The sequence below is a fragment of the Pseudomonas sp. GW822-FHT03F04 genome (assembly GCF_058801405.1).
In genome coordinates, this window is the sequence record NZ_JBXANF010000001.1 from 667,588 (window position 1) to 690,081 (window position 22,494).

Here is a 22,494-nt window from a genome sequence, read left to right on the forward strand (position 1 = left end):
CCCTCGCTTAGATTTCAGCAGCCAGTTGGTTAACCAGCTCTGCGTGCGCGTTTTGATCGATTGTGGCACCCAGGATCTTCTCGGCGCCGCCGACAGCCAGCAAGCCCACTTGGGCGCGCAGCTTGTCTTTGACACTGTTCAGTTCCTGTTCGATCTCGGCTTGAGCCTGAACCTTCACACGGTCAGCGTCGACGCGGGCCTTTTCAACGGCCTCTTCGACAATCTGGTTACCGCGTTTCTTGGCTTGCTCGATGATTTCAGCTGCCTGAGCTTTCGCTTCGCGCAGTTGCTGACCCGCTTTCTCTTGGGCCAACTCCAGGTCGCGAGCTGCTCGGCTGGCAGCGTCCAGACCATCAGCGATCTTCTTTTGACGTTCGTGCAGAGCTGCGATGACCGGAGGCCATACGAACTTCATGCAGAACAGTACAAAAATCAGGAACGCAACGGACTGGCCAATCAGGGTCGCATTAATGTTCACGCCAACACCTCGCAGTTACGTTGTCCATCACACCAAATCACTCGGAAAATCCGAATGATTAGCCAGCGATTTGACCAACGAACGGGTTCGCAAAGGTGAAGAACAGAGCGATACCAACACCGATCATGGTTACGGCGTCGAGCAGACCGGCAACGATGAACATTTTAACTTGCAGCATTGGAACCATTTCTGGCTGACGCGCTGCGCCTTCCAGGAACTTGCCGCCCAGCAGGCCGAAACCAATTGCGGTACCCAGTGCGCCCAGGCCGATCAACAGTGCAACAGCGATAGCGGTTAGACCAACTACAGTTTCCATCTTTCCTCCCGACTTTTACGTCGTATGGTTTAGGTTTTTTAGATTAAAGCGGTAAAACAAATCGTTTCATGGTGCCCCGTGAGGAGCCCCTTCCCGTTTTACCGGGAAGGACATCAGACTAGTCGAGACTGGTCTTAATGGTTTTCTTCGTGCGCCATCGACAGGTAGACGATGGTCAGCATCATGAAGATGAACGCCTGCAGGGTGATGATCAGGATGTGGAACACAGCCCACGCCCACTGCAGAACAACGCCCAGGCCGCTGAGCCAGAGCAGGCCGCTGCCGAACATCACAGCGATCAGGATGAACACCAGCTCGCCGGCATACATGTTGCCGAACAGACGCAGAGCCAGAGAGATCGGTTTGGCGATCAGGGTCACGAATTCCAGCAGGAAGTTCACCGGGATCAGCAGCGCCTGAACGAAGATGTTCTTGCTGCCGAACGGGTGCAGGGTCAGCTCGCCGATGAAGCCGCCGAGGCCCTTGACCTTGATGCTATAGAAAATGATCAGTGCGAAAACCGAGAACGCCATGCCCAGGGTCGCGTTCGGGTCGGTAGTCGACACGGCGCGGAACGGGATGTGGTGATCGCCGGAAATCAGGATGGCCAGCTGAGGAATCCAGTCGACCGGTACCAGGTCGACGGCGTTCATCAGGAACACCCAGACGAAGATGGTCAGTGCCAGCGGTGCAATCACCGGGCTACGGCCATGGAAGCTGTCTTTCACGCTGCCATCGACGAATTCGACCAGCACTTCAACGAAGTTCTGCAGTGCACCTGGCTGACCGGAAGTCGCCTTCTTGGCCGCCATGCGGAAAAGAAGAACGAAAATCAGACCCAGCGCGACCGACCAGCCGAGGGTATCGACGTGGAAAGCCCAGAAGCCCATTTCCTTGGCTTCTGCTGCGGTGTGGGCAAAGCCCCAGCCGCCGTTGGGTAGCTGACCAAAGGTCAGGTTCTGCAAGTGGTGCTGGATATAGCCCGAAGCGGTTGTTTCTGCCATGGTTGCCTCAAACGCCCTAAGGTCTCGAAAGTCTTGTTCTCATCAGCAGGGGAGCGAACCAGCTGACCGACTGAGTCAGCACGAAGGCGCCGAATACAGCAATCGGCGCCAGTGGCTTCACACCTGCAAACACCAGTGCAAACAGCACTGCCGTCAAAATCAGTTTGCCTGCCTCGCCGGCGTAGAACGACCGGACGATGGACTGGGCTGCTCGGGCGCCGGAAAACCGAAATGCCTTGTGAGCGAAATAAACATTGGGCAGCAAGGCTATCAGGCCTCCGCAAAGTCCCGAGTATCCGGCAACGACTCCGTGCCATTGCCAGAGCGCCAAAGCGGCAATGAGCAAAATGACAAATTGAGCCATTAACACCGGAAAAACCGCCAGGCGATGGAACGGCAGGCGGTTTGGCTTGCGGGTTTCCATCACTATTGCTCTCCAATGGTCGGCTGCCGAAATTCAATAACTTGGCATAATTTGTGCCGACAAAATGCGCGCAGAGTATAGGGGCGGTTCTGCCCCTATTCAACTGTCAGGTAGTGATTTCCGACTGCGCGCTACAAGAGGAATTGTTTCAGCGGATGTGTGCGAGCACACCCTGAAGCTCATCGAGAGAGTTGTAACCGATCACCAACTGACCCTTTCCCTTCTTCCCGTGGCGGATCTGCACCGCAGAGCCTAGGCGCTCGGCCAGACGTTGCTCGAGGCGAGCGATATCCGGGTCGGGTTTGGAGGGTTCGACGGGCTCGGGTTTGCCACTTAACCACTGACGAACCAGTGCTTCAGTCTGGCGCACGGTAAGACCGCGTGCGACAACATGTCGCGCCCCTTCCACCTGCTGATTGTCCGGCAGACCGAGCAATGCACGGGCATGGCCCATTTCCAGGTCGCCGTGGGACAGCATGGTCTTGATGACTTCCGGCAGCGCAATCAGGCGCAGCAGGTTGGCCACCGTGACGCGGGACTTACCCACAGCCTCGGCGACCTGTTGCTGGGTGAGCTGGAATTCCTGCTGCAAGCGCTGCAGGGCCACCGCTTCTTCGATCGGATTCAGGTCTTCGCGCTGGATGTTCTCGATCAGCGCAATGGCGATCGCGGTTTCATCCGGCACATCACGGACCATGGCCGGGATGGTTTCCTGCCCGGCCTGCTGGCTTGCACGCCAGCGACGTTCACCGGCGATGATTTCAAAGCGGCCACCACCAATCGGGCGAACCACGATCGGCTGCATCACGCCCTGGGCCTTGATCGACTGCGCCAGCTCTTCCAGCGCCTGCGGATCCATGTCCCGGCGTGGCTGATACTTGCCGCGCTGCAACAGGTCCAGTGGCAGGTGCTGCAACTCACGGCTGTCAGCCTGCGCCGCTTGTTCTTCCAGCGAGCTGACAGTCGGACCACTCAGCAGTGCATCCAGTCCTCGTCCGAGACCTCGTTTCTTGACGGCCATGGGGATTCCTTAAGTTGGCTGAGCAGCGGCGATGCGTGAATTTTTGCGCTGACGGCGAACCATCTCGCCCGCCAGGGCCAGATAGGCCAGCGCGCCACGCGATTGCTTGTCGTAGGCCAGCGCCGGCATACCGTAGCTCGGGGCTTCGGCCAGGCGGATGTTGCGCGGGATCACCGTGTCGTACAGCTGATCGCCGAAGTGTTCCTTGAGCTGGGCCGATACATCGTTCATCAGGCTCAGGCGCGGGTCGTACATGGTCCGCAGCAGGCCTTCGACTTTCAGGTTCGGGTTCAGCAGTTCGGCAATGCGCTTGATGTTATCCACAAGGTCGCTCAAACCTTCGAGCGCAAAGTACTCGCACTGCATGGGGATAATCACCCCGTCAGCGGCGACCAGTGCGTTCAGCGTGAGCATCGACAGCGACGGCGGGCAGTCGATCAGAATGTAATCGTAGTTTTCACGGATCGGCGCCAGCGCGCTGCGCAGACGACTTTCCTTCATCTGCATTTCCAGCAGCACCACTTCGGCCGCCGTCAGATCGCGGTTGGCCGGCAGCAGTTGATAACCACCGTGTTCGGAGTAGTGCATGGCCTGGGCCAGATCGCATTCGCCGATCAGCAGGTCGTAGACCGAGTTTTCCAGGCCATGTTTATCCACACCGCTACCCATGGTGGCGTTGCCCTGTGGATCGAGATCGATCAACAGCACCCGGCGCTTGGTCGCGACCAGGGATGCTGCGAGGTTGATGCAGGTGGTGGTCTTGCCCACACCACCCTTCTGGTTCGCTATCGCGAATACCTTAGCCATTCTTGCTTGTGTTCCCAATCATGCCGTGCGGCGCAGTATCAGCAGATGGCGTTGGCCTTGGCAACCGGGTACGGCCAGGGCGTGTTCGCTATCGAGTTTGAAGTCTGCCGGCAATGCTACCAGCTCATCGGCCGGATGGACGCCCTTCATTGCCAGCCAGCGTGTATCGGCGTCGCCAAGGTGGCGAGTCCAGTTGGTGAAGTTCTCCATGCTGCTGAACGCCCGGGAAATGATCCCGTTGAACGGCTGTGCAGGCTGGAACGCTTCGACGCGACTGTGGATAACTTGCAGGTTATCCAGTTTGAGTTCGAGTTTGACCTGGGTCAGGAAGCGGGTTTTCTTGCCGTTGCTGTCCAGGCAGGTCACTTGCGAGTCCGGATACAGGATCGCCAAAGGGATCCCCGGCATGCCGCCGCCGCTACCGACGTCCAGCCAGCGGCCGTTTTCGATGAACGACATCACGCTGAGGCTATCGAGCAAGTGACGGGAAACCATTTCGTCCGGATCGCGGACGGCGGTCAGGTTGTAGGCCTGGTTCCATTTGATCAACAGGGCCAGATAACCCAGCAGCAATTCGTGCTGGGTTTCAGTGAGATTGACACCGAGCTCGCGGGCTCCTGTGGATAACTCTTCGGCGTGTTGCGAAGTGACCTTAGAACTCAAGCGCTTTGCTCCAACTGACGGCCCGCGCCGCGTTTTTTCAAATGAATCATCAACAGCGAAATCGCTGCCGGGGTCACACCCGGGATCCGCGAAGCCTGGCCCAGCGTCTCGGGACGAGTCGCGCCAAGCTTGCTCTGGATCTCCTTGGAGAGACCGGAAATGTTGGTGTAATCGATATCCACAGGCAGTTTCGTGTCTTCGCTTGCACGCAGACGGGCGATTTCGTCCTGTTGACGGTCGATGTAACCGGCGTATTTGGTCTTGATTTCGACCTGTTCGGCGACCTGTGGATCTTCGGCGCCCTGCCCGGTCACTTCGACCAGACCAGCGTAGTCGATTTCCGGACGACTCAAGAGGTTGAGCAAGTTGTATTCGTGAGTCAGCGGCGTGCCGAATTTCTCGGCAATCGCATCGCCCTGCTGCGTATTCGGGCGAACCCAAGTGCTTTTCAGGCGCTGTTCTTCGAGTTCGATGCTTTCGCGTTTCTTGCAGAACGCTGCCCAACGCGCGTCATCGACCAGACCCAGTTCGCGACCTTTTTCGGTCAGACGCAGGTCGGCGTTGTCCTCACGCAGGATCAGGCGGTATTCGGCACGGGAAGTGAACATGCGGTACGGCTCTTGGGTACCGAGGGTGATCAGGTCGTCGACCAATACTCCGATGTACGCTTCATCGCGACGCGGGCACCAGGCTTCTTTGCCTTTCGCACGCAACGCGGCGTTCGCGCCGGCCAGCAAACCCTGGGCGCCGGCTTCTTCGTAACCGGTGGTGCCGTTGATCTGGCCAGCGAAGAACAGACCGCCGATAACTTTGGTTTCCAGGCTGTACTTCAGGTCGCGCGGATCGAAGTAGTCGTATTCGATCGCATAACCCGGACGCACGATGTGCGCGTTTTCCATGCCGCGGATCGATTGCACGATCTGCAATTGCACGTCGAACGGCAGGCTTGTGGATATCCCGTTCGGATACAGCTCATGGGTGGTCAGACCTTCCGGTTCGATGAACACCTGATGGCTTTCCTTGTCGGCAAAGCGGTGGATCTTGTCTTCAATCGAAGGGCAATAACGCGGACCAATGCCTTCAATCTCGCCGGCCGCGGAATACATCGGCGAACGATCGAGGTTCGCGGCGATGATTTCGTGGGTGCGGGCGTTGGTGTGAGTAATCCAGCAGCTGACCTGACGTGGATGCTGTTCCTTGTTGCCCATGAACGACATCACCGGGATCGGCGTATCACCCGGTTGCTCGGTCATCACCGAGAAATCCACAGACTTGCCGTCGATACGCGGAGGCGTACCGGTTTTCAGGCGACCGACACGCAGCGGCAGTTCACGCAGACGGTGCGCCAGGGCGATCGACGGCGGATCACCGGCGCGACCGCCAGAGAAATTCTGCAAACCGATGTGGATAAGTCCGCCCAGGAACGTACCAGTAGTCAGCACAACGGAATCAGCGAAGAAACGCAGACCCATTTGCGTGACAACACCGCGTACTTGTTCCTGCTCGACGATCAGGTCGTCAGCGGCTTGTTGAAATATCCACAGGTTCGGTTGGTTTTCCAGAATTTCGCGGACAGCGGCTTTGTACAAAATCCGGTCGGCTTGCGCACGGGTCGCTCGTACGGCCGGGCCTTTGCGGCTGTTCAACACGCGAAACTGGATGCCGCCCTTATCGGTGGCCATGGCCATCGCGCCGCCGAGGGCGTCGATTTCCTTGACCAGATGGCTTTTGCCGATGCCACCGATGGCCGGGTTGCAACTCATGGCTCCGAGGGTTTCCACGTTATGCGTCAGCAGAAGGGTTTTTGCACCCATGCGTGCTGAGGCCAGTGCTGCCTCGGTACCGGCATGACCGCCGCCGATGACGATCACTTCAAAACGGGAAGGGAAATCCACCACGCACCTCGTGCCTGCTTAAGTAGGTAATTCAGGAATAGTTTGAGATCAGGTTTCTGGACCTGGTCGATAAGTATAGGGACTTCGCCCTTCCTAAAGAACCCTTTGCACAAAAATTAACCAGCTGTGGAGAACTCGCGGTTAAAAGAATAAAAAAGAGAGAAATTTATAAAACCTTTGTTTTAAAGCTTATTCTTACTGCCCAACATTTCTGTGGATAGATTGCTACAGGCCTTAATATTCAATATGTACAGCGATTCAAAACCCTGTGCCCATGTGCTCAGGAGGCCCTTGGATAACCGGTGTAAGCCTGTGGATGAATGAGGTGGTTATCCACAGAGGCAGTTATGTTCAGTTTTCAGGCCCTGTTATCAACTGCCCTCAGCGGCAGTTATTCACAGGGCTTAATCCACAGAAATCGGACGAATGAAGGAATCGCGGACGCGGAAAATCCGCTCAGGAACAGAAAATCTGTCCGGCACTGGAGGAAGGGAAGTCAAAGAGGAGAGACAGACAGGTCGCGAATGGACCTGTCTGTGGACAACGGAAGGGCTATTTACCGATGCAGAAGCTGGAAAAGATCCGTCCCAGCAGATCATCAGAGCTGAACGCCCCGGTAATTTCCCCGAGGGAATGCTGAGCCTGGCGCAGATCTTCTGCCAACAGTTCGCCGGCACCCGCCAGAGTCAGCTGCGCGCGACCGTGTTCAAGAGCCGCACTAGCATGACGCAAGGCTTCAAGGTGACGACGGCGTGCGCTGAAGCTGCTTTCCGAGGTCTGCTCGTAACCCATGCAGGCCTTCAGGTGATCACGCAGCAGGTCCAGGCCTTCACCGGCAGACTTGGCGCTCAGGCTGATGGTCACGTGGCCATCTTCACTGACTTCCAGGGCAATGGCTTCACCGGTGAGATCGGCCTTGTTGCGAATCAGGGTGACCTTCGCCGGATCTGGTCGGGTTTCAAGGAATTCTGGCCACAACGCGAACGGATCCGCAGCTTCCGGGGCCGTAGCATCGACCACCAACAGCACTCGATCGGCTTCGCCGATGGCCTTCAACGCTCGCTCGACACCAATCTTTTCCACATGGTCGTCGGTATCACGCAAACCGGCGGTGTCCACGACATGCAGTGGCATGCCGTCGATGTGGATATGTTCGCGCAGGATATCCCGGGTGGTGCCGGCGATTTCAGTCACGATGGCGGCTTCTCGACCGGCCAATGCGTTGAGCAGACTGGATTTGCCAGCATTCGGACGACCGGCGATCACCACGGTCATGCCGTCACGCAGCAATGCACCCTGTCCGGCTTCGCGCAAGACGGTGGATAACTCGTCACGAACCTTGTCGAGCATGCTCAGCACGTGGCCATCGGCGAGGAAGTCGATTTCTTCTTCCGGGAAATCGATGGCTGCCTCGACATAAATCCTCAAGCCGATCAGTTGTTCGGTGAGGTTATGCACACGCTGGGAAAACGCACCCTGTAAGGAACGCAACGCGTTGCGTGCAGCCTGTGCAGAACTGGCTTCGATCAGGTCGGCGATGGCCTCGGCCTGGGCCAGGTCGAGTTTGTCATTGAGGAAGGCGCGTTCACTGAATTCACCGGGACGGGCCAGGCGACAGCCCAGTTCCAGGCAGCGCTTGAGCAACATGTCGAGGACGATCGGACCACCGTGGCCCTGCAGTTCCAGCACATCCTCGCCGGTGAACGAGTTCGGCCCGGGGAAATACAGCGCCAGACCTTCATCCAGCACCTGTTGATCGTCACTGAAGAACGGGCCGTAGTGGGCAAACCGCGGTTTCAGTTCGCGGCCGCTGATGGCTTTGGCCGCAACGCTGGCCAGCGGCCCGGAAATTCGAACGATGCCCACGCCGCCACGGCCCTGAGCGGTGGCGACGGCTGCGATGGTTTCACGAGGTGCGCTCATAAACCGGTATCCAGACAAAAGTGGCAGATAGCAAAACGCCCCACTAGGGGGCGTTTTGAGTGGTGTTATCCACAGAGTAAGTTACGCCTCGGCTTTTTTCGTCGCCGCTTCGATCTTACGCGTGATGTACCACTGTTGAGCAATCGACAGGCAGTTGTTCACAACCCAGTACAGCACCAGACCAGCCGGGAACCACAGGAAGAAGAACGTGAAGATGATTGGCATCATTTTCATGACCTTGGCCTGCATCGGATCCGGAGGAGTCGGGTTCAGACGCTGCTGGATGAACATGGTCGCGCCCATGATGATCGGCAGGATGAAGAACGGATCCTTGATCGACAGGTCGGTAATCCACAGCATGAACGGCGCCTGGCGCATTTCCACGCTTTCCAGCAGAACCCAGTACAGCGAAAGGAAAACCGGCATCTGCACCAGGATCGGCAAGCAGCCACCCAGCGGATTGATCTTCTCTTTCTTGTACAGCTCCATCATGGCTTGCGACATTTTCTGCCGGTCATCGCCATGTTGCTCTTTCAGTGCAGCCAGTTTCGGAGCCACGGCGCGCATGCGGGCCATCGACTTGTAGCTGGCGGCCGACAGAGGGAAGAAAATCCCCTTGATCAGCATGGTCAGGAAGATGATCGACCAGCCCCAGTTGCCGACGATGGCGTGGATATGTTGCAGCAGCCAGAAAATTGGCTGGGCAATGAACCACAGAATGCCGTAGTCGACGGTCAGTTCCAGACCTGGGGACAACTCTTTCAGCACTGCCTGGCTTTTCGGACCGGCGTACAGAACAGCGCTGGTCTCGACTTTTGCACCCGGTGCAGCGGTCAACGAAGGACCGGTGTAACCGATGATGTAGTTGCCTTTGCTGTCTTTACGGGTCTGAACGATGTTGTTTTCGCCCTTCGGAGCAACCCATGCAGTCACGAAGTAGTGTTGCAACCAGGCTACCCAGCCACCGGTGACGGTTTCCTTGAGCTGACCTTTGTCCATGTCCTTCATGGACACTTTCTTGTACGGCTCGGAACTTGTCCACAGGGCGGCGCCCAGGTAAGTCGCGGTGCCGGTAGCAGTGGTCGACGATGGATCGGCGCTTGCATCGCGTTTCAGCTGGGCAAACATCGAACCGGACCAAGGCTGAGCGCTCTGGTTGTCGATCAGATAAGTGACGGTCACGTCATACAGGCCACGTTTCAGGGTGAAACGCTTGATGTAGTTGACGCCGTCCTTGCTGAACTTCAGGTCGACGACCAATTGGTCCTGACCGTCAGCCAGTTGATAAGTCTTCTTCTCCGAGGAGTAGATCGGGCGACCGGCCGGGCTTGCGTCCGGACCGTTGGTGCCGATCAGACCGCTTTGCGCCAGATAAGTACGCTCGCCGCCGTTGTCGAACAGCTGGAACGGAACGTCCGGACGATCCTGACGACGTGGATACAGAGGCAAGGTCAGTTGAGCAACATCGCCACCCTGTGGATCGATCGACAGATCGAGCACGTCGGTTTTGATCTGGATCAGATCCTTGCTGGCGGCGACCGGCGTTTCGGCAGGTGCGCTGGTATCGCTTGCGGCGCGCGGAATATCGTCACTGGCGGCAGCGTTATTGCCAGTGGCGGTGTCCGGCAAACCGGATGTAGTCGTACTGGAAGCAACATTCTGAGTCGGCAGGGCAGCCTGACCATAGTCCTGGTTCCATTTAAGAACCATGACGTAGGACACGATTGCCAGGGCGACGATCAGGATCGTGCGTTTGATATCCATGATTACTCGGCCATCGAAGAAGAACGGGAGGTAGGGATAGGTGGAACCGGGTCATAACCACCGGGATTCCACGGATGACAGCGACCTAAACGACGAAAGGTCAGCCAGCCACCGCGCAGAAGGCCATGATTTTCGATGGCTTCATACGCGTAGCAAGAACAACTGGGGTAGAAACGACAGTGACTGGCCATCAAGGGACTAATGGCGTAGCGATAAAACTGGATCGGAACGAGTGCCAGTTTACGCATCTGGACTGTCTACCCCTACAGTTTCGGTTTTGACTGCTGGTACCGGCTTGTTGCGTGCCAGACGTTTCCAGAGTTTGCCGAAATGCTGAATCAATTCGGGGTTTTCTACGTCACCCAAACCTTTGCGCGCGACGATAACGATGTCCCAGCCGACCAGTGAATCCTGGTGCAGGCGAAACGATTCGCGCATCAGACGTTTGAGGCGATTGCGCTCGACGGAGAGCTTTACGCTCTTTTTCCCGATAACCAGCCCGAGACGGGGGTGATCGAGATCGTTGTTGCGCGCAAGGAGCAGGAGATTTTTCCCCGGAACCTTGCCGGTAGGGGAGTCAAAGACTGCCTTGAAATGCCGGGGAGTAAGCAGACGCTTTTCCCGACTGAAGTCCTGACTCACCTCCAGTGCCGGATTATCAAACTGCCAGACGTGCGCGGCCTTTGGCGCGACGACGCGACAGTACTGCACGACCGTTCTTGGTAGCCATGCGAGCACGGAAACCGTGGGTACGAGCGCGTTTGATAGTGCTTGGTTGGAAAGTACGTTTCATGTCGTGTTACCTGGTTCGTCCACAACGGGCCGGAATGGCCCCCGTTTTAAGAGACCGGGGATTCTAGAGAAAGCAAGCCAATAGGTCAATTTCCAACCAACGTTTCCTTATAAATAGATCTCCAGAGCTGTCAGCTCGTGAATTCCGTCCTGCCAGATATAAAAATAAAGAAGCGAAGTATTTAAAGCTTTTCTGTAAAGCTTATAAAAGCTAGGCCCGGCCTCATCTGTGGATAACTGACTCGAGGCCTTGTTTTCAGCACTGTACAGAGAATGACAACTACAGTGGAAAACCGTGTTCAGCCTGTGCTGCGCTATCGGATAACCTGTGGGTGGAAACGGCGTTTATCCACAGGCTGGTTATCCACCGGGTTCGACCCCCAGTTGTCCAGTGTGCTCAGATGGGGTTATCCACAGAGCTTATTCACACACCGTTGGTCGCTTTTTCACCGGATAAGGCATTGATAAATCATGTCCACCGGACAACCTGCATGTGGATAAGTGGACGGCTGGCCGCTACAATGGCCGCTTGTTTTTGCCTCACCGGCTTTCAAATTAGGGGATTTCCGTGTCAGTGGAACTTTGGCAGCAGTGCGTGGAGCTTTTGCGCGAAGAGCTGCCAGCCCAACAATTCAACACCTGGATCCGTCCATTACAGGTCGAAGCCGAAGGCGACGAGTTGCGTGTCTACGCACCGAACCGTTTTGTTCTGGACTGGGTCAACGAAAAGTACCTGGGGCGCGTCCTTGAACTGCTGGATGAGCATGGCAACGGCCTGGCGCCGTCGCTCTCCTTATTAATAGGCAGCAAGCGCAGTTCTGCGCCGCGTGCTGCGCCGAACGCGCCACTGGCCGCGGCCGCTGCATCGCTGGCTCAAGCCAGTTCCGCGCCCGTCAGTGCTCCGGCACCCGCGCCGGCTCCAACCCCGGCCAAGCGCGCGACGCAAAAAACCGAGGAAGTCAGCGAAGAGCCGTCCCGTGACAGCTTCGACCCGATGGCGGGCGCCGCCTCCCAGCAAGCGCCGGTGCGTGCCGAACAGCGCACGGTGCAGGTCGAAGGCGCGCTCAAGCACACCAGCTACCTGAATCGCACCTTTACCTTCGAGAACTTCGTCGAAGGTAAGTCCAACCAGCTCGCCCGTGCGGCGGCCTGGCAAGTGGCGGATAACCCCAAGCACGGCTACAACCCGCTCTTCCTTTATGGTGGTGTGGGTCTGGGTAAGACGCACTTGATGCACGCGGTGGGTAACCACCTGTTAAAGAAGAACCCGAATGCCAAGGTCGTGTACCTGCATTCCGAGCGTTTCGTGGCCGACATGGTCAAGGCGCTGCAACTGAACGCGATCAACGAGTTCAAGCGTTTCTACCGTTCGGTGGACGCCCTGCTGATCGACGACATCCAGTTCTTCGCCCGCAAGGAACGTTCCCAGGAAGAATTTTTCCACACCTTCAACGCCCTGCTTGAAGGTGGCCAGCAGGTCATTCTCACCAGTGACCGCTATCCGAAGGAAATCGAAGGCCTTGAAGAGCGCCTGAAATCCCGCTTCGGCTGGGGCCTGACGGTTGCCGTCGAGCCGCCGGAGCTGGAAACCCGCGTAGCCATCTTGATGAAGAAGGCCGACCAGGCCAAAGTCGAGTTGCCACACGATGCGGCGTTCTTCATTGCCCAACGTATTCGCTCCAACGTCCGTGAGCTGGAAGGCGCGCTGAAACGTGTGATCGCCCACTCGCACTTCATGGGCCGCGACATCACCATCGAGTTGATTCGCGAATCCCTGAAAGACCTGTTGGCGTTGCAGGACAAACTGGTCTCTGTGGATAACATTCAGCGCACTGTCGCTGAGTACTACAAGATCAAGATCTCCGACTTGCTGTCCAAGCGCCGTTCGCGCTCGGTCGCTCGCCCGCGTCAGGTCGCCATGGCACTGTCCAAGGAACTGACCAACCACAGCCTGCCGGAAATCGGCGATGTGTTTGGCGGTCGCGACCACACGACGGTGTTGCACGCCTGCCGCAAGATCAACGAACTTAAGGAATCCGACGCGGACATCCGCGAGGACTACAAGAACCTGCTGCGTACACTGACCACTTGATGAACACCAGCGCAGCTTATTAAGGCAAGGGACTAGACCATGCATTTCACCATTCAACGCGAAGCCCTGTTGAAACCCCTGCAACTGGTCGCAGGCGTCGTCGAGCGCCGACAGACCTTGCCGGTACTGTCCAACGTGCTGCTGGTCGTCGATGGCCAGCAACTGTCGCTGACCGGTACCGACCTGGAAGTCGAGCTGGTCGGTCGCGTGCAACTCGAAGAGCCGGCTGAAACAGGTTCCATCACTGTGCCTGCGCGCAAGCTGATGGATATCTGCAAAAGCCTGCCGAACGATGCGCTGATCGATATCAAGGTCGACGAGCAGAAACTGGTGGTGAAAGCCGGCCGTAGCCGCTTCACCCTGTCGACCCTGCCGGCCAACGACTTCCCGACTGTGGAAGAAGGCCCGGGTTCGCTGACCACCAGCCTGGATCAAAGCAAGCTGCGTCGCCTGATCGAACGCACCAGTTTCGCCATGGCCCAACAGGACGTGCGTTACTACCTCAACGGCATGTTGCTGGAAGTGTCGACCGGTGTGATCCGTGCCGTGGCCACCGATGGCCACCGTCTGGCAATGTGCTCGATGCAGGCCGACATCGGTCAGCAGGATCGCCATCAAGTGATCGTGCCGCGCAAAGGTATTCTCGAACTGGCGCGTCTGCTCACCGAGCCGGACGGCAACGTCAGCATCGTGCTGGGTCAGCACCACATCCGCGCGACCACCGGCGAATTCACCTTCACCTCGAAACTGGTCGACGGCAAGTTCCCTGACTACGAGCGCGTTCTGCCAAAGGGCGGTGACAAGCTGGTACTGGGTGATCGTCAGGCGCTGCGCGAAGCGTTCAGCCGTACCGCGATTCTGTCCAACGAGAAGTACCGTGGCATCCGTCTGCAACTGGCCAACGGTCAGCTGAAGATCCAGGCGAACAACCCGGAACAGGAAGAAGCGGAAGAAGAAGTAGGCGTGGAATACAACGGCGGCTCTCTGGAAATCGGCTTCAACGTCAGCTATCTGCTCGACGTGCTGGGCGTGATGACCACCGAGCAGGTTCGCTTGATCCTGTCCGACTCCAACAGCAGTGCGCTGGTGCAAGAGTCTGACAATGACGATTCGGCTTATGTTGTCATGCCGATGCGTCTGTAATCAGCTGACTCTGGATGTCGCTAAGTCGCGTCTCGGTCACCGCGGTGCGCAATCTGCACCCGGTGACCTTCTCCCCCTCCCCCCGAATCAACATTCTTTACGGCGCCAACGGCAGCGGCAAAACCAGTGTTCTGGAAGCCATTCACCTGCTGGGGCTTGCCCGTTCGTTTCGCAGCACGCGGCTGTTGCCGGTCATCCAGTATGAGCAACTCGCCTGTACCGTATTCGGTCAGGTGGAGCTCGCCGAGGGTGGCCACAGTGCATTGGGGATCTCTCGCGACCGTCAGGGCGAGTTCCAGATCCGCATCGATGGCCAGAATGCCCGCAGCGCCGCGCAACTGGCGGAGATCCTGCCGCTGCAGTTGATCAACCCCGACAGCTTCCGCCTGCTGGAAGGTGCGCCGAAGATTCGCCGGCAGTTCCTCGACTGGGGCGTGTTCCACGTCGAACCGCGGTTCATGGCCACCTGGCAGCGTTTGCAGAAGGCCTTGCGCCAGAGAAACTCCTGGCTGCGGCATGGTACACTTGACGCCGTTTCGCAAGCGGTTTGGGACAGGGAACTGTGCCAGGCCAGCGCTGAAATCGATGAATACCGCCGCGCTTACATCAAAGCCTTGAAACCAGTCTTTGAACAAACCTTGAGCGAACTGGTTGAGCTCGAAGGTTTGACGCTCAGCTATTACCGAGGCTGGGACAAGGACCGGGAATTGAGTGCCGTACTTGCCGGATCCCTGCAGCGGGACCAGCAAATGGGTCATACCCAGGCCGGACCGCAACGCGCTGACTTGCGTCTTAGATTGGGCGCTCACAATGCCGCGGACATCTTGTCCCGGGGTCAGCAGAAGTTGGTGGTTTGTGCCTTGCGCATTGCCCAGGGGCATCTGGTGAGCCAGGCCCGACGCGGCCAGTGTATTTATCTGGTGGATGACTTGCCGTCCGAGCTGGACGAAAGCCACCGTCGCGCGCTGTGCCGCTTGCTGGAAGACTTACGCTGCCAGGTCTTTATCACCTGTGTAGATCACGAATTATTGAGGGAAGGCTGGCAGACGGAAACGCCAGTCGCTCTGTTCCACGTGGAACAGGGCCGTATCACCCAGACCCACGACCATCGGGAGTGAAGGCATTGAGCGAAGAAAATACGTACGACTCATCGAGCATTAAAGTGCTGAAAGGCCTGGATGCCGTGCGCAAACGTCCCGGTATGTACATTGGTGACACCGACGATGGCAGCGGTCTGCACCACATGGTGTTCGAGGTGGTCGACAACTCGATCGACGAAGCCCTCGCCGGCCATTGCGACGACATCAGCATCATCATCCACCCGGATGAGTCCATCACCGTTAAAGACAACGGCCGTGGCATCCCGGTAGACGTGCACAAAGAGGAAGGCGTTTCCGCCGCCGAGGTCATCATGACCGTCCTCCACGCTGGCGGTAAGTTCGACGACAACTCCTATAAGGTATCCGGCGGTCTGCACGGTGTAGGTGTTTCTGTTGTGAACGCGCTGTCCGAAGAGCTGGTACTGACCGTTCGCCGCAGCGGCAAGATCTGGGAACAGACCTACGTCCACGGTGTACCTCAGGCACCGATGGCGATCGTTGGCGACAGCGAAACCACCGGTACCCAGATTCACTTCAAGGCTTCCAGCGAAACCTTCAAGAACATTCACTTCAGCTGGGACATCCTGGCCAAGCGCATTCGTGAACTGTCTTTCCTCAACTCCGGTGTCGGCATCGTCCTCAAGGATGAGCGCAGCGGCAAGGAAGAGCTGTTCAAGTACGAAGGCGGCCTGCGTGCGTTCGTTGAATACCTGAACACCAACAAGACTGCGGTCAACCAGGTGTTCCACTTCAACATCCAGCGTGAAGACGGCATCGGCGTGGAAATCGCCCTGCAGTGGAACGACAGCTTCAACGAGAACCTGTTGTGCTTCACCAACAACATTCCACAGCGCGACGGCGGCACCCACTTGGTGGGCTTCCGTTCTGCACTGACGCGTAACCTGAACAACTACATCGAGCAGGAAGGTCTGGCGAAGAAGCACAAAGTCGCCACCACCGGTGACGATGCCCGTGAAGGCCTGACCGCGATCATCTCGGTGAAGGTGCCGGATCCGAAGTTCAGCTCCCAGACTAAAGACAAGTTGGTGTCTTCCGAAGTGAAGACTGCGGTCGAACAGGAAATGGGCAAGTACTTCTCGGACTTCCTGCTGGAAAACCCGAACGAAGCCAAACTGGTTGTCGGCAAGATGATCGACGCCGCCCGTGCCCGTGAAGCGGCGCGCAAGGCCCGTGAGATGACCCGCCGCAAAGGCGCGCTGGACATCGCCGGCCTGCCGGGCAAACTGGCTGACTGCCAGGAAAAAGACCCGGCGCTGTCCGAACTGTACCTCGTGGAAGGTGACTCCGCGGGCGGCTCTGCCAAGCAGGGACGTAACCGTAAGACCCAGGCCATCCTGCCGCTGAAGGGCAAGATCCTCAACGTCGAGAAAGCACGTTTCGACAAGATGATCTCGTCCCAGGAAGTGGGCACCCTGATCACCGCGCTGGGCTGCGGTATCGGCCGCGAAGAGTACAACATCGACAAACTGCGCTATCACAACATCATCATCATGACCGATGCTGACGTCGACGGTTCGCACATCCGTACCCTGCTGCTGACCTTCTTCTTCCGTCAGTTGCCGGAGCTGATCGAGCGCGGCTACATCTACATCGCTCAGCCGCCGCTGTACAAGGTCAAGAAAGGCAAGCAAGAGCAATACATCAAAGACGACGACGCCATGGAAGAGTACATGACGCAGTCGGCCCTGGAAGATGCGAGCCTGCACCTGAACGAAGACGCCCCGGGTATTTCCGGCGAAGCGCTGGAACGTCTGGTGAACGACTTCCGCATGGTGATGAAGACCCTCAAGCGTCTGTCGCGCCTGTACCCGCAGGAGCTGACCGAGCACTTCATCTACCTGCCGGCCGTCAGCCTGGAAATGCTCGGCGACCACGCCAAGATGCAAGATTGGCTGGCCCAGTACGAAGTTCGTCTGCGTACCGTCGAGAAGTCCGGTCTGGTCTACAAGGCCAGCCTGCGTGAAGACCGCGAACGTGGCGTGTGGCTGCCAGAGGTCGAACTGATCTCCCACGGCCTGTCGAACTACGTCACCTTCAACCGCGACTTCTTCGGCAGCAACGACTACAAGACTGTCGTCACCCTCGGCGCTCAACTGAGCACCCTGCTCGACGAAGGCGCATACATCCAGCGTGGCGAGCGCAAGAAAGCGGTCACCGAGTTCAAGGAAGCCCTGGACTGGCTGATGGCCGAAAGCACCAAGCGCCACACCATTCAGCGATACAAAGGTCTGGGCGAAATGAACCCGGATCAGCTGTGGGAAACCACCATGGACCCAAGCGTGCGCCGCATGCTGAAAGTCACCATCGAAGACGCCATTGGCGCAGACCAGATCTTCAACACCCTGATGGGTGATGCGGTCGAACCTCGCCGTGACTTCATCGAGAGCAATGCTCTGGCGGTTTCCAACCTGGATTTCTGATCCCTTTCAGATTTCGGATGGAACTGAAGCCCCTGCTGACAGAGCGTCAACAGGGGCTTTTTGTTAGCAGATAAGTCCCTGCTGGCTGTGCAAAAGCAAAACAGTAACTATTGGAATTGCACTCAATACTTAACGGCCAGCTGGGAGATTTTGAGATGAATGAGCGTCACGAGTCATTTGAAGAGCTGAAAATGACTGATCAGCAAGGTGCGGAATATTGGTCCGCACGGCGCTTGGCCAAGTTGCTTGAGTACTCAGAATATCGGCATTTTCTACCGGTTTTGGCCCGGGCCAAAGAAGCTTGTCAAAACAGTGGTCAGGAAGTCGAAGACCATTTCGAGGATTCGCTCGGAATGGTTTCTATTGGTTCTGGTGCTCAAAGGGAGTTACAGGATGTAAAGCTTTCGCGCTATGCCTGCTAGTGACAACGTTCAGGGAAAAGAGAATGCCAACCAGGTGCACTTTGAGGTTGGCAGGAAAGTCAGGGAAACCATTGCTGAGCTGGGGGGCACAATGCCTGAGGATCTCCCGGTCCCGGAAAGCAGCATCAAACAAATTGAATCCGCAGCGAAAAGACTTAGAGACCCATCTTCGGATGAGTGATTTAAACATGAGGAAGTCAGGGCCCCACTGCTCCCGACTTAAGGGGTGACTGACACCACACTCTCCAACCGATACCCATACCCATAAATCGTCAGCAACTGCCAACCCCGATCCGCCGTCAGCCCGAGCTTGTTGCGCAGGCGATAGATGTGGGTATCCAGTGGTCGCGACGAGGCCATTTCTTCGTGGGGCCAGAATCTTTCGTATAGATAGTCCCGTGACAGAGGTCGGCCGAGGTTACTGAACAGGCAATGCGCAAGCCGGTACTCGCGTTCGGTCATCATGATTGGTTTGCCTTCTCGGGTGACGGTCAGCTCGGCGTCGTCGAACACCAGATCATTGAAACGCAGAACATTGGCCACGCTCGGGCGTTGATGGCTGTGCCGGCGCAGTACGGCGGTGACTCGAGCCTTCAACTCGTTTGGACGAAAAGGCTTGCTGACGTAATCGTCAGCCCCGGCGTTCAGGGCCTGAACGATATCGCTCTCACCATCGCGACTGGTCAACATGATGGCCGCCGGTGGCGCCTCCATGTGCTCTCGGGTCCAGCGCAGCAGCGCCAGGCCGGTGAGGTCGGGCAGTTGCCAGTCGAGGATCAGCAGGTCGAAGGTTTCCCGGCGCAGTTGCCGCAGCAGGTCTTCTCCGCGTTCGAAACTGTGCAGTGACCAGGGCTGTTCACCGGCCTCGGCCATCTGTTGCAGGGTCTGCTCGACCCGGCGCAGTTCGGCGGGTTCATCGTCCAGTATCGCAACGCGCATACGCGGGATTCCTTGTCGCTTGGGTAATGGGTGGTCGACACCGGCGGTTCGACCAAAGCAGTGAAAGTAAGCGGCACACCATGGGGCGAGCCGCTATGATTCTTCGGGTCTACGTCCTCAGACCTGTCGCCTATGAAACCATTCAACCCGCCCTGCCCTGTTTTCCATGATTAACCGACGCCGCCACGAAAGCCGTGTGCAAAGCCAGGTTCAACGCCTGTTTCGGCAACTGGTGCGCGAGTGGGTGTGGATAAGTCTAGTGCTGTTGCCGCTGACTGCATTGTTGTCGTGGCGTGCGCAGGTCAATCTGCATGATCCGGCGCCAGTCGCCGGCGCGATGGTGTCGGTCGCTCTGGTGGCTTGCGTGCTGGGGTTGCTGCTGTGGCGACCGCGTCTGGCGATCTGGGTGACGCTCGGCGGGATTGCCTGCGTGCTGCTGACCAGTGCCGGCCTGGCTGAAATTCGGCGTTGGTGGTCGCCGACGCCTGCGGCGCTGGGCATGCTGTTCGGCTATCTGATCTGGAACTGGCGGCGCCTGAGTGTGGTGCTCACCTACTTCGGCTGGGAGTTGTCGCGGCTGGACAGTGAACCGAAGGTGTTTCCTGAACGGCGCCGGGCGCAGTTCCCCAGCGCTGACCGTTTGCAGGGACAGATCATGGCCCTTGAACAAGCCATGAGCCGCACCCGCGATACTCGCCGCTTCATTGCCGATGGGTTGGAGTATCTGCCGGTCGCAACGCTGATCAGCGATCCTCGAGGACAGGTCTTGTTGGGCAATCGCAAGGCCCGGAACCTGTTCGATCACAATCTGGTGGGCGAAGACGTCCTCGATCAGCTGGCAAGCCTGGGTTATCCAGAGTTGTCCACAGAGCCACGCCCGCCGCTATCTGAGCTGCCTCTGCTGGAGTTTCGTGACCACAAGGAGCGCAGCCTGCGCCTCGAACGTGCGGCGTTGTTGCCGGTGGACGGTGACACGCCGATTGGCTGGTTGTTGAGCCTGACCGACCTGAGTGCCGAGCGCGCCGCCGAAGAACAGCGCGGTGTGCTGCTGCGCTTTCTGTCCCATGACTTGCGAGCGCCGCATTCAGCGATCCTCGCCCTGCTCGACGTCCACCGGCATCAGGCTGGAACGGATTCACCGCTGTTCGAGCAGATCGAACGCCAGGTGCGTCGAGCGCTGGAACTCACCGATGGATTCGTTTTACTGGCCCGGGCCGAATCCGAGGCGTATCAGTTCCAGCCGAGTCTGTTTGCGATGCTGGTGATGGACGTACTGGACCAGGCACTGCCCATCGCCCAGCAAAAGCGTATCGAACTGCTGAACGATATGGATGATCAATCCCAGGAACGTCTGGTGCTGGCGGACCAGGGCCTGCTGACCCGGGCGCTGTTCAATCTGCTGGAAAACGCGATCAAGTACAGCCCGGCCGGGTCTACGGTCAGGTTGTGCGTTCGATGCCACGATGACTGGCTGCATTGCGAACTGACCGATCAGGGCAAAGGTATCGGGGCTGAAGACCTGCCCGATCTGTTCAGCCAGTACCGCCGTTTTTCTTCGGCTCAAGGCATCGATGGTGTGGGATTGGGGCTGTCGATGGTCAAGGCCGTGGTGGATCACCATGGTGGGCGGATCGAATGCATCAGCGTCATCGATCAGGGCACCACATTCCGTCTTGAGCTGCCGCTGATCGCTGAAGAGCAGGCATAAAAAAACCGGCTATATCAGCCGGTTTTCTTACTTCCGAAAAAAACTTATGCACCTTTTACGGTGATTTATCATCTTCAGAAATATATAAGTAAATCAGTCACTTAATCTTTGATTTCGACGCTTTTCCAACAATCCGTACACAGGTTATCCACAAAATCTCAGACAACCACCTGATCGTTGGCAGCAGGTGCCTGCGGAGCCGGTGGCAGCGAACCCATTTCCCGCTGCGCCTGCTCGTTCCACGCTTGCACACGGTCGTTCAAATCGGCGATGGCGCGTGGGCCAGTGCCTTCGGCGTACATCGGCTCACCGATAACCACAGTGATCACACCCGGTTTTTTACCCCAACCGATTTTCGGCCAGAACTTGCCGGCATTGTGCGCAATCGGCAGCACCGGAAGCGCCGCATTCACCGCCAATGCGCTGCCACTGCGGGAGAACTTGCCGATGGTGCCGTGGGGAACGCGAGTGCCTTCAGGGAAGATCAGCACCCAGACATTGTCCTTGAGCAGCTCGTCACCTTTCGCAGCGACCTGCTTGAGGGCGGCTTTCGGGTTGTCGCGATCAATCGCGATCGGCCGCAGCATGGCCATGGCCCAGCCGAAGAATGGCACGTACAGCAATTCGCGCTTGAGCACCTGGCTCAAGGGCGAGAAATAAGCGGAGAGAAAGAACGTCTCCCAGGTGCTCTGGTGGTTCGACTGAATCACGCATGGCCGGTCAGGCACGTTTTCCGCGCCTTTGACTTCGTAACGGATACCGAGGAACACCTTGGTCAACCACAAGGCGCAACGGCACCAGTACACGTTGATGAAACGATAACGCGCCTTGAACGGCAGAAAGGGCGCGATAAAAAAGCTCAGGCTGCACCACAGCAGGGACGTGGTGCCCAGCAGCAGGTAAAAGAGGAAGATTCTGATGGCCTGCAGTATCGACATGGCGACGTTTACCGTTACGGGCGATGCCCGACTGTTCAAGCGCACTCCCGATCAATCCCTGGTCAGGAACTTCAGAAGTACTCTAGTTGTGGATAAGTTCTGCGGCAATCGCCGCCAGATCGTCAAAAATCAGGGTGCCGACCGGCAAGGTCTTGGCCTGAGTCTTTTCGCCTTTCCCGGTCTTTACCAAAACGGGCTGTGAATCGACGGCTTTGGCGGCCTCCAGGTCACCAAGGCTGTCGCCGACGAACCAGACATTCGTCAGCGCCACGTTGTAGTGCTGCGCGATGGTTTTCAACATTCCCGGTTTCGGCTTGCGGCAATCGCAACCCTCGTCCGGCCCATGCGGGCAATACACGATCAGCCCGACTTCACCGCCCTGCTCCGCCACCAGTTCGCGCAGGCGCGCGTGCATGGCATCGAGAGTGGCGAGGTCGTAGTAGCCGCGAGCAATGCCCGACTGGTTGGTGGCGACCGCCACCGTCCAGCCGGCCTTGCTCAACTGCGCAATCGCTTCGATCGAGCCGGGCAGCGGAATCCACTCCTCCACCGACTTGATGTAAGCGTCGGAGTCGTAATTGATCACTCCGTCCCGATCGAGAATCAGCAGTTTCAACAGCAATC

23 protein-coding genes are annotated in these 22,494 nt (G+C 57.7%); 7 read left to right on the plus strand and 16 right to left on the minus strand.

Annotation, left to right across the window (positions count from 1 at the left end):
- Positions 1 to 7 precede the first annotated feature (7 nt).
- The 13 genes from AC1RMX_RS03125 to rpmH all read right to left on the minus strand — a co-directional run bounded on the left by AC1RMX_RS03125 (position 8) and on the right by rpmH (position 11,088).
- A complete protein-coding gene (locus tag AC1RMX_RS03125; RefSeq protein WP_007954149.1) occupies positions 8 to 478 on the minus strand; it encodes a F0F1 ATP synthase subunit B in 471 nt (156 codons plus the stop codon).
- 58 nt (positions 479 to 536) lie between these two features.
- The gene (gene atpE, locus AC1RMX_RS03130; protein WP_003097235.1) at positions 537 to 794 is read right to left on the minus strand and encodes a F0F1 ATP synthase subunit C; all 258 of its coding nucleotides are present in this window, start codon (positions 792 to 794) and stop codon (positions 537 to 539) included.
- 134 nt (positions 795 to 928) lie between these two features.
- Entirely contained in the window at positions 929 to 1,798 is an 870-nt protein-coding gene (atpB, locus tag AC1RMX_RS03135) for a F0F1 ATP synthase subunit A (RefSeq protein WP_007954148.1), read from the minus strand.
- 16 nt (positions 1,799 to 1,814) lie between these two features.
- Entirely contained in the window at positions 1,815 to 2,222 is a 408-nt protein-coding gene (locus AC1RMX_RS03140; protein ID WP_003229783.1) for a F0F1 ATP synthase subunit I, read from the minus strand.
- A 148-nt stretch (positions 2,223 to 2,370) separates the two neighbouring features.
- Positions 2,371 to 3,243 carry a ParB/RepB/Spo0J family partition protein gene (locus AC1RMX_RS03145; RefSeq protein WP_064600630.1) on the minus strand — a complete coding sequence of 291 codons (873 nt, stop codon included), beginning with the start codon at positions 3,241 to 3,243 and terminating at the stop codon, positions 2,371 to 2,373.
- 9 nt (positions 3,244 to 3,252) lie between these two features.
- The gene (locus tag AC1RMX_RS03150; RefSeq protein ID WP_007954142.1) at positions 3,253 to 4,050 is read right to left on the minus strand and encodes a ParA family protein; all 798 of its coding nucleotides are present in this window, start codon (positions 4,048 to 4,050) and stop codon (positions 3,253 to 3,255) included.
- 18 nt (positions 4,051 to 4,068) lie between these two features.
- Positions 4,069 to 4,713 carry a 16S rRNA (guanine(527)-N(7))-methyltransferase RsmG gene (rsmG, locus tag AC1RMX_RS03155; RefSeq protein ID WP_007911906.1) on the minus strand — a complete coding sequence of 215 codons (645 nt, stop codon included), beginning with the start codon at positions 4,711 to 4,713 and terminating at the stop codon, positions 4,069 to 4,071.
- Entirely contained in the window at positions 4,710 to 6,608 is a 1,899-nt protein-coding gene (mnmG, locus tag AC1RMX_RS03160; RefSeq protein ID WP_096822379.1) for a tRNA uridine-5-carboxymethylaminomethyl(34) synthesis enzyme MnmG, read from the minus strand. The genes rsmG and mnmG overlap by 4 nt, the downstream gene beginning before the upstream one ends.
- Before the next feature lie 552 nt (positions 6,609 to 7,160).
- On the minus strand, positions 7,161 to 8,531 hold the full coding sequence (mnmE, locus tag AC1RMX_RS03165) for a tRNA uridine-5-carboxymethylaminomethyl(34) synthesis GTPase MnmE (RefSeq protein WP_493070396.1): 1,371 nt from the start codon (positions 8,529 to 8,531) through the stop codon (positions 7,161 to 7,163).
- 81 nt (positions 8,532 to 8,612) lie between these two features.
- Positions 8,613 to 10,295, minus strand: a complete 1,683-nt coding sequence (gene yidC / locus AC1RMX_RS03170; protein WP_119429880.1) for a membrane protein insertase YidC — start codon at positions 10,293 to 10,295, stop codon at positions 8,613 to 8,615.
- A gap of 2 nt (positions 10,296 to 10,297) precedes the next feature.
- Positions 10,298 to 10,543, minus strand: coding sequence for a membrane protein insertion efficiency factor YidD (gene yidD, locus AC1RMX_RS03175; protein WP_010465488.1), 246 nt, complete (start codon positions 10,541 to 10,543; stop codon positions 10,298 to 10,300).
- Positions 10,536 to 10,937, minus strand: coding sequence for a ribonuclease P protein component (rnpA, locus tag AC1RMX_RS03180; protein WP_011336726.1), 402 nt, complete (start codon positions 10,935 to 10,937; stop codon positions 10,536 to 10,538). The genes yidD and rnpA overlap by 8 nt, the downstream gene beginning before the upstream one ends.
- A 16-nt stretch (positions 10,938 to 10,953) precedes the next feature.
- The gene (gene rpmH / locus AC1RMX_RS03185; protein ID WP_003213577.1) at positions 10,954 to 11,088 is read right to left on the minus strand and encodes a 50S ribosomal protein L34; all 135 of its coding nucleotides are present in this window, start codon (positions 11,086 to 11,088) and stop codon (positions 10,954 to 10,956) included.
- Positions 11,089 to 11,655: 567 nt separating this feature from the next.
- Between rpmH and dnaA the strand changes: the two genes are divergently transcribed.
- The 6 genes from dnaA to AC1RMX_RS03215 all read left to right on the plus strand — a co-directional run bounded on the left by dnaA (position 11,656) and on the right by AC1RMX_RS03215 (position 18,466).
- Positions 11,656 to 13,179 carry a chromosomal replication initiator protein DnaA gene (gene dnaA, locus AC1RMX_RS03190; RefSeq protein ID WP_096822383.1) on the plus strand — a complete coding sequence of 508 codons (1,524 nt, stop codon included), beginning with the start codon at positions 11,656 to 11,658 and terminating at the stop codon, positions 13,177 to 13,179.
- A gap of 39 nt (positions 13,180 to 13,218) precedes the next feature.
- The gene (gene dnaN / locus AC1RMX_RS03195) at positions 13,219 to 14,322 is read left to right on the plus strand and encodes a DNA polymerase III subunit beta (protein ID WP_096822384.1); all 1,104 of its coding nucleotides are present in this window, start codon (positions 13,219 to 13,221) and stop codon (positions 14,320 to 14,322) included.
- A 14-nt stretch (positions 14,323 to 14,336) separates the two neighbouring features.
- Complete coding sequence (recF, locus tag AC1RMX_RS03200) at positions 14,337 to 15,440, plus strand: DNA replication/repair protein RecF (protein WP_007911886.1); 1,104 nt, start codon at positions 14,337 to 14,339, stop codon at positions 15,438 to 15,440.
- A 5-nt stretch (positions 15,441 to 15,445) separates the two neighbouring features.
- On the plus strand, positions 15,446 to 17,863 hold the full coding sequence (gyrB, locus tag AC1RMX_RS03205; RefSeq protein ID WP_011331734.1) for a DNA topoisomerase (ATP-hydrolyzing) subunit B: 2,418 nt from the start codon (positions 15,446 to 15,448) through the stop codon (positions 17,861 to 17,863).
- Between the two features lie 155 nt (positions 17,864 to 18,018).
- A complete protein-coding gene (locus tag AC1RMX_RS03210; protein ID WP_255261967.1) occupies positions 18,019 to 18,285 on the plus strand; it encodes a hypothetical protein in 267 nt (88 codons plus the stop codon).
- A complete protein-coding gene (locus AC1RMX_RS03215) occupies positions 18,275 to 18,466 on the plus strand; it encodes a hypothetical protein (RefSeq protein WP_493070399.1) in 192 nt (63 codons plus the stop codon). The genes AC1RMX_RS03210 and AC1RMX_RS03215 overlap by 11 nt, the downstream gene beginning before the upstream one ends.
- Before the next feature lie 38 nt (positions 18,467 to 18,504).
- On the opposite strand, the gene AC1RMX_RS03220 is transcribed toward AC1RMX_RS03215, so the two are convergent.
- Entirely contained in the window at positions 18,505 to 19,224 is a 720-nt protein-coding gene (locus tag AC1RMX_RS03220) for a response regulator transcription factor (protein WP_096822385.1), read from the minus strand.
- A 166-nt stretch (positions 19,225 to 19,390) separates the two neighbouring features.
- Between AC1RMX_RS03220 and AC1RMX_RS03225 the strand changes: the two genes are divergently transcribed.
- Complete coding sequence (locus AC1RMX_RS03225) at positions 19,391 to 20,932, plus strand: sensor histidine kinase (protein WP_493070401.1); 1,542 nt, start codon at positions 19,391 to 19,393, stop codon at positions 20,930 to 20,932.
- A gap of 158 nt (positions 20,933 to 21,090) precedes the next feature.
- On the opposite strand, the gene AC1RMX_RS03230 is transcribed toward AC1RMX_RS03225, so the two are convergent.
- Together AC1RMX_RS03230 and gmhB are read right to left on the minus strand one after the other, a co-directional pair.
- The gene (locus AC1RMX_RS03230; protein WP_102621183.1) at positions 21,091 to 21,870 is read right to left on the minus strand and encodes a lysophospholipid acyltransferase family protein; all 780 of its coding nucleotides are present in this window, start codon (positions 21,868 to 21,870) and stop codon (positions 21,091 to 21,093) included.
- Between the two features lie 82 nt (positions 21,871 to 21,952).
- On the minus strand, positions 21,953 to 22,492 hold the full coding sequence (gene gmhB / locus AC1RMX_RS03235) for a D-glycero-beta-D-manno-heptose 1,7-bisphosphate 7-phosphatase (RefSeq protein WP_164872121.1): 540 nt from the start codon (positions 22,490 to 22,492) through the stop codon (positions 21,953 to 21,955).
- Positions 22,493 to 22,494: the final 2 nt, after the last annotated feature.

Excerpts from the sequence above, each read along its gene's own strand:
- atpE (WP_003097235.1), bottom strand. The coding sequence starts at position 794 with ATGGAAACTGTAGTTGGTCTAACCGCTATCGCTGTTGCACTGTTGATC.
- atpB (WP_007954148.1), bottom strand. The coding sequence starts at position 1,798 with ATGGCAGAAACAACCGCTTCGGGCTATATCCAGCACCACTTGCAGAAC.
- AC1RMX_RS03140 (WP_003229783.1), bottom strand. The coding sequence starts at position 2,222 with ATGGAAACCCGCAAGCCAAACCGCCTGCCGTTCCATCGCCTGGCGGTT.
- AC1RMX_RS03145 (WP_064600630.1), bottom strand. The coding sequence starts at position 3,243 with ATGGCCGTCAAGAAACGAGGTCTCGGACGAGGACTGGATGCACTGCTG.
- AC1RMX_RS03150 (WP_007954142.1), bottom strand. The coding sequence starts at position 4,050 with ATGGCTAAGGTATTCGCGATAGCGAACCAGAAGGGTGGTGTGGGCAAG.
- mnmE (WP_493070396.1), bottom strand. The coding sequence starts at position 8,531 with ATGAGCGCACCTCGTGAAACCATCGCAGCCGTCGCCACCGCTCAGGGC.
- yidC (WP_119429880.1), bottom strand. The coding sequence starts at position 10,295 with ATGGATATCAAACGCACGATCCTGATCGTCGCCCTGGCAATCGTGTCC.
- yidD (WP_010465488.1), bottom strand. The coding sequence starts at position 10,543 with ATGCGTAAACTGGCACTCGTTCCGATCCAGTTTTATCGCTACGCCATT.
- rpmH (WP_003213577.1), bottom strand. The coding sequence starts at position 11,088 with ATGAAACGTACTTTCCAACCAAGCACTATCAAACGCGCTCGTACCCAC.
- dnaN (WP_096822384.1), top strand. The coding sequence starts at position 13,219 with ATGCATTTCACCATTCAACGCGAAGCCCTGTTGAAACCCCTGCAACTG.
- recF (WP_007911886.1), top strand. The coding sequence starts at position 14,337 with ATGTCGCTAAGTCGCGTCTCGGTCACCGCGGTGCGCAATCTGCACCCG.
- AC1RMX_RS03210 (WP_255261967.1), top strand. The coding sequence starts at position 18,019 with ATGAATGAGCGTCACGAGTCATTTGAAGAGCTGAAAATGACTGATCAG.
- AC1RMX_RS03215 (WP_493070399.1), top strand. The coding sequence starts at position 18,275 with ATGCCTGCTAGTGACAACGTTCAGGGAAAAGAGAATGCCAACCAGGTG.
- AC1RMX_RS03220 (WP_096822385.1), bottom strand. The coding sequence starts at position 19,224 with ATGCGCGTTGCGATACTGGACGATGAACCCGCCGAACTGCGCCGGGTC.
- AC1RMX_RS03225 (WP_493070401.1), top strand. The coding sequence starts at position 19,391 with ATGATTAACCGACGCCGCCACGAAAGCCGTGTGCAAAGCCAGGTTCAA.
- AC1RMX_RS03230 (WP_102621183.1), bottom strand. The coding sequence starts at position 21,870 with ATGTCGATACTGCAGGCCATCAGAATCTTCCTCTTTTACCTGCTGCTG.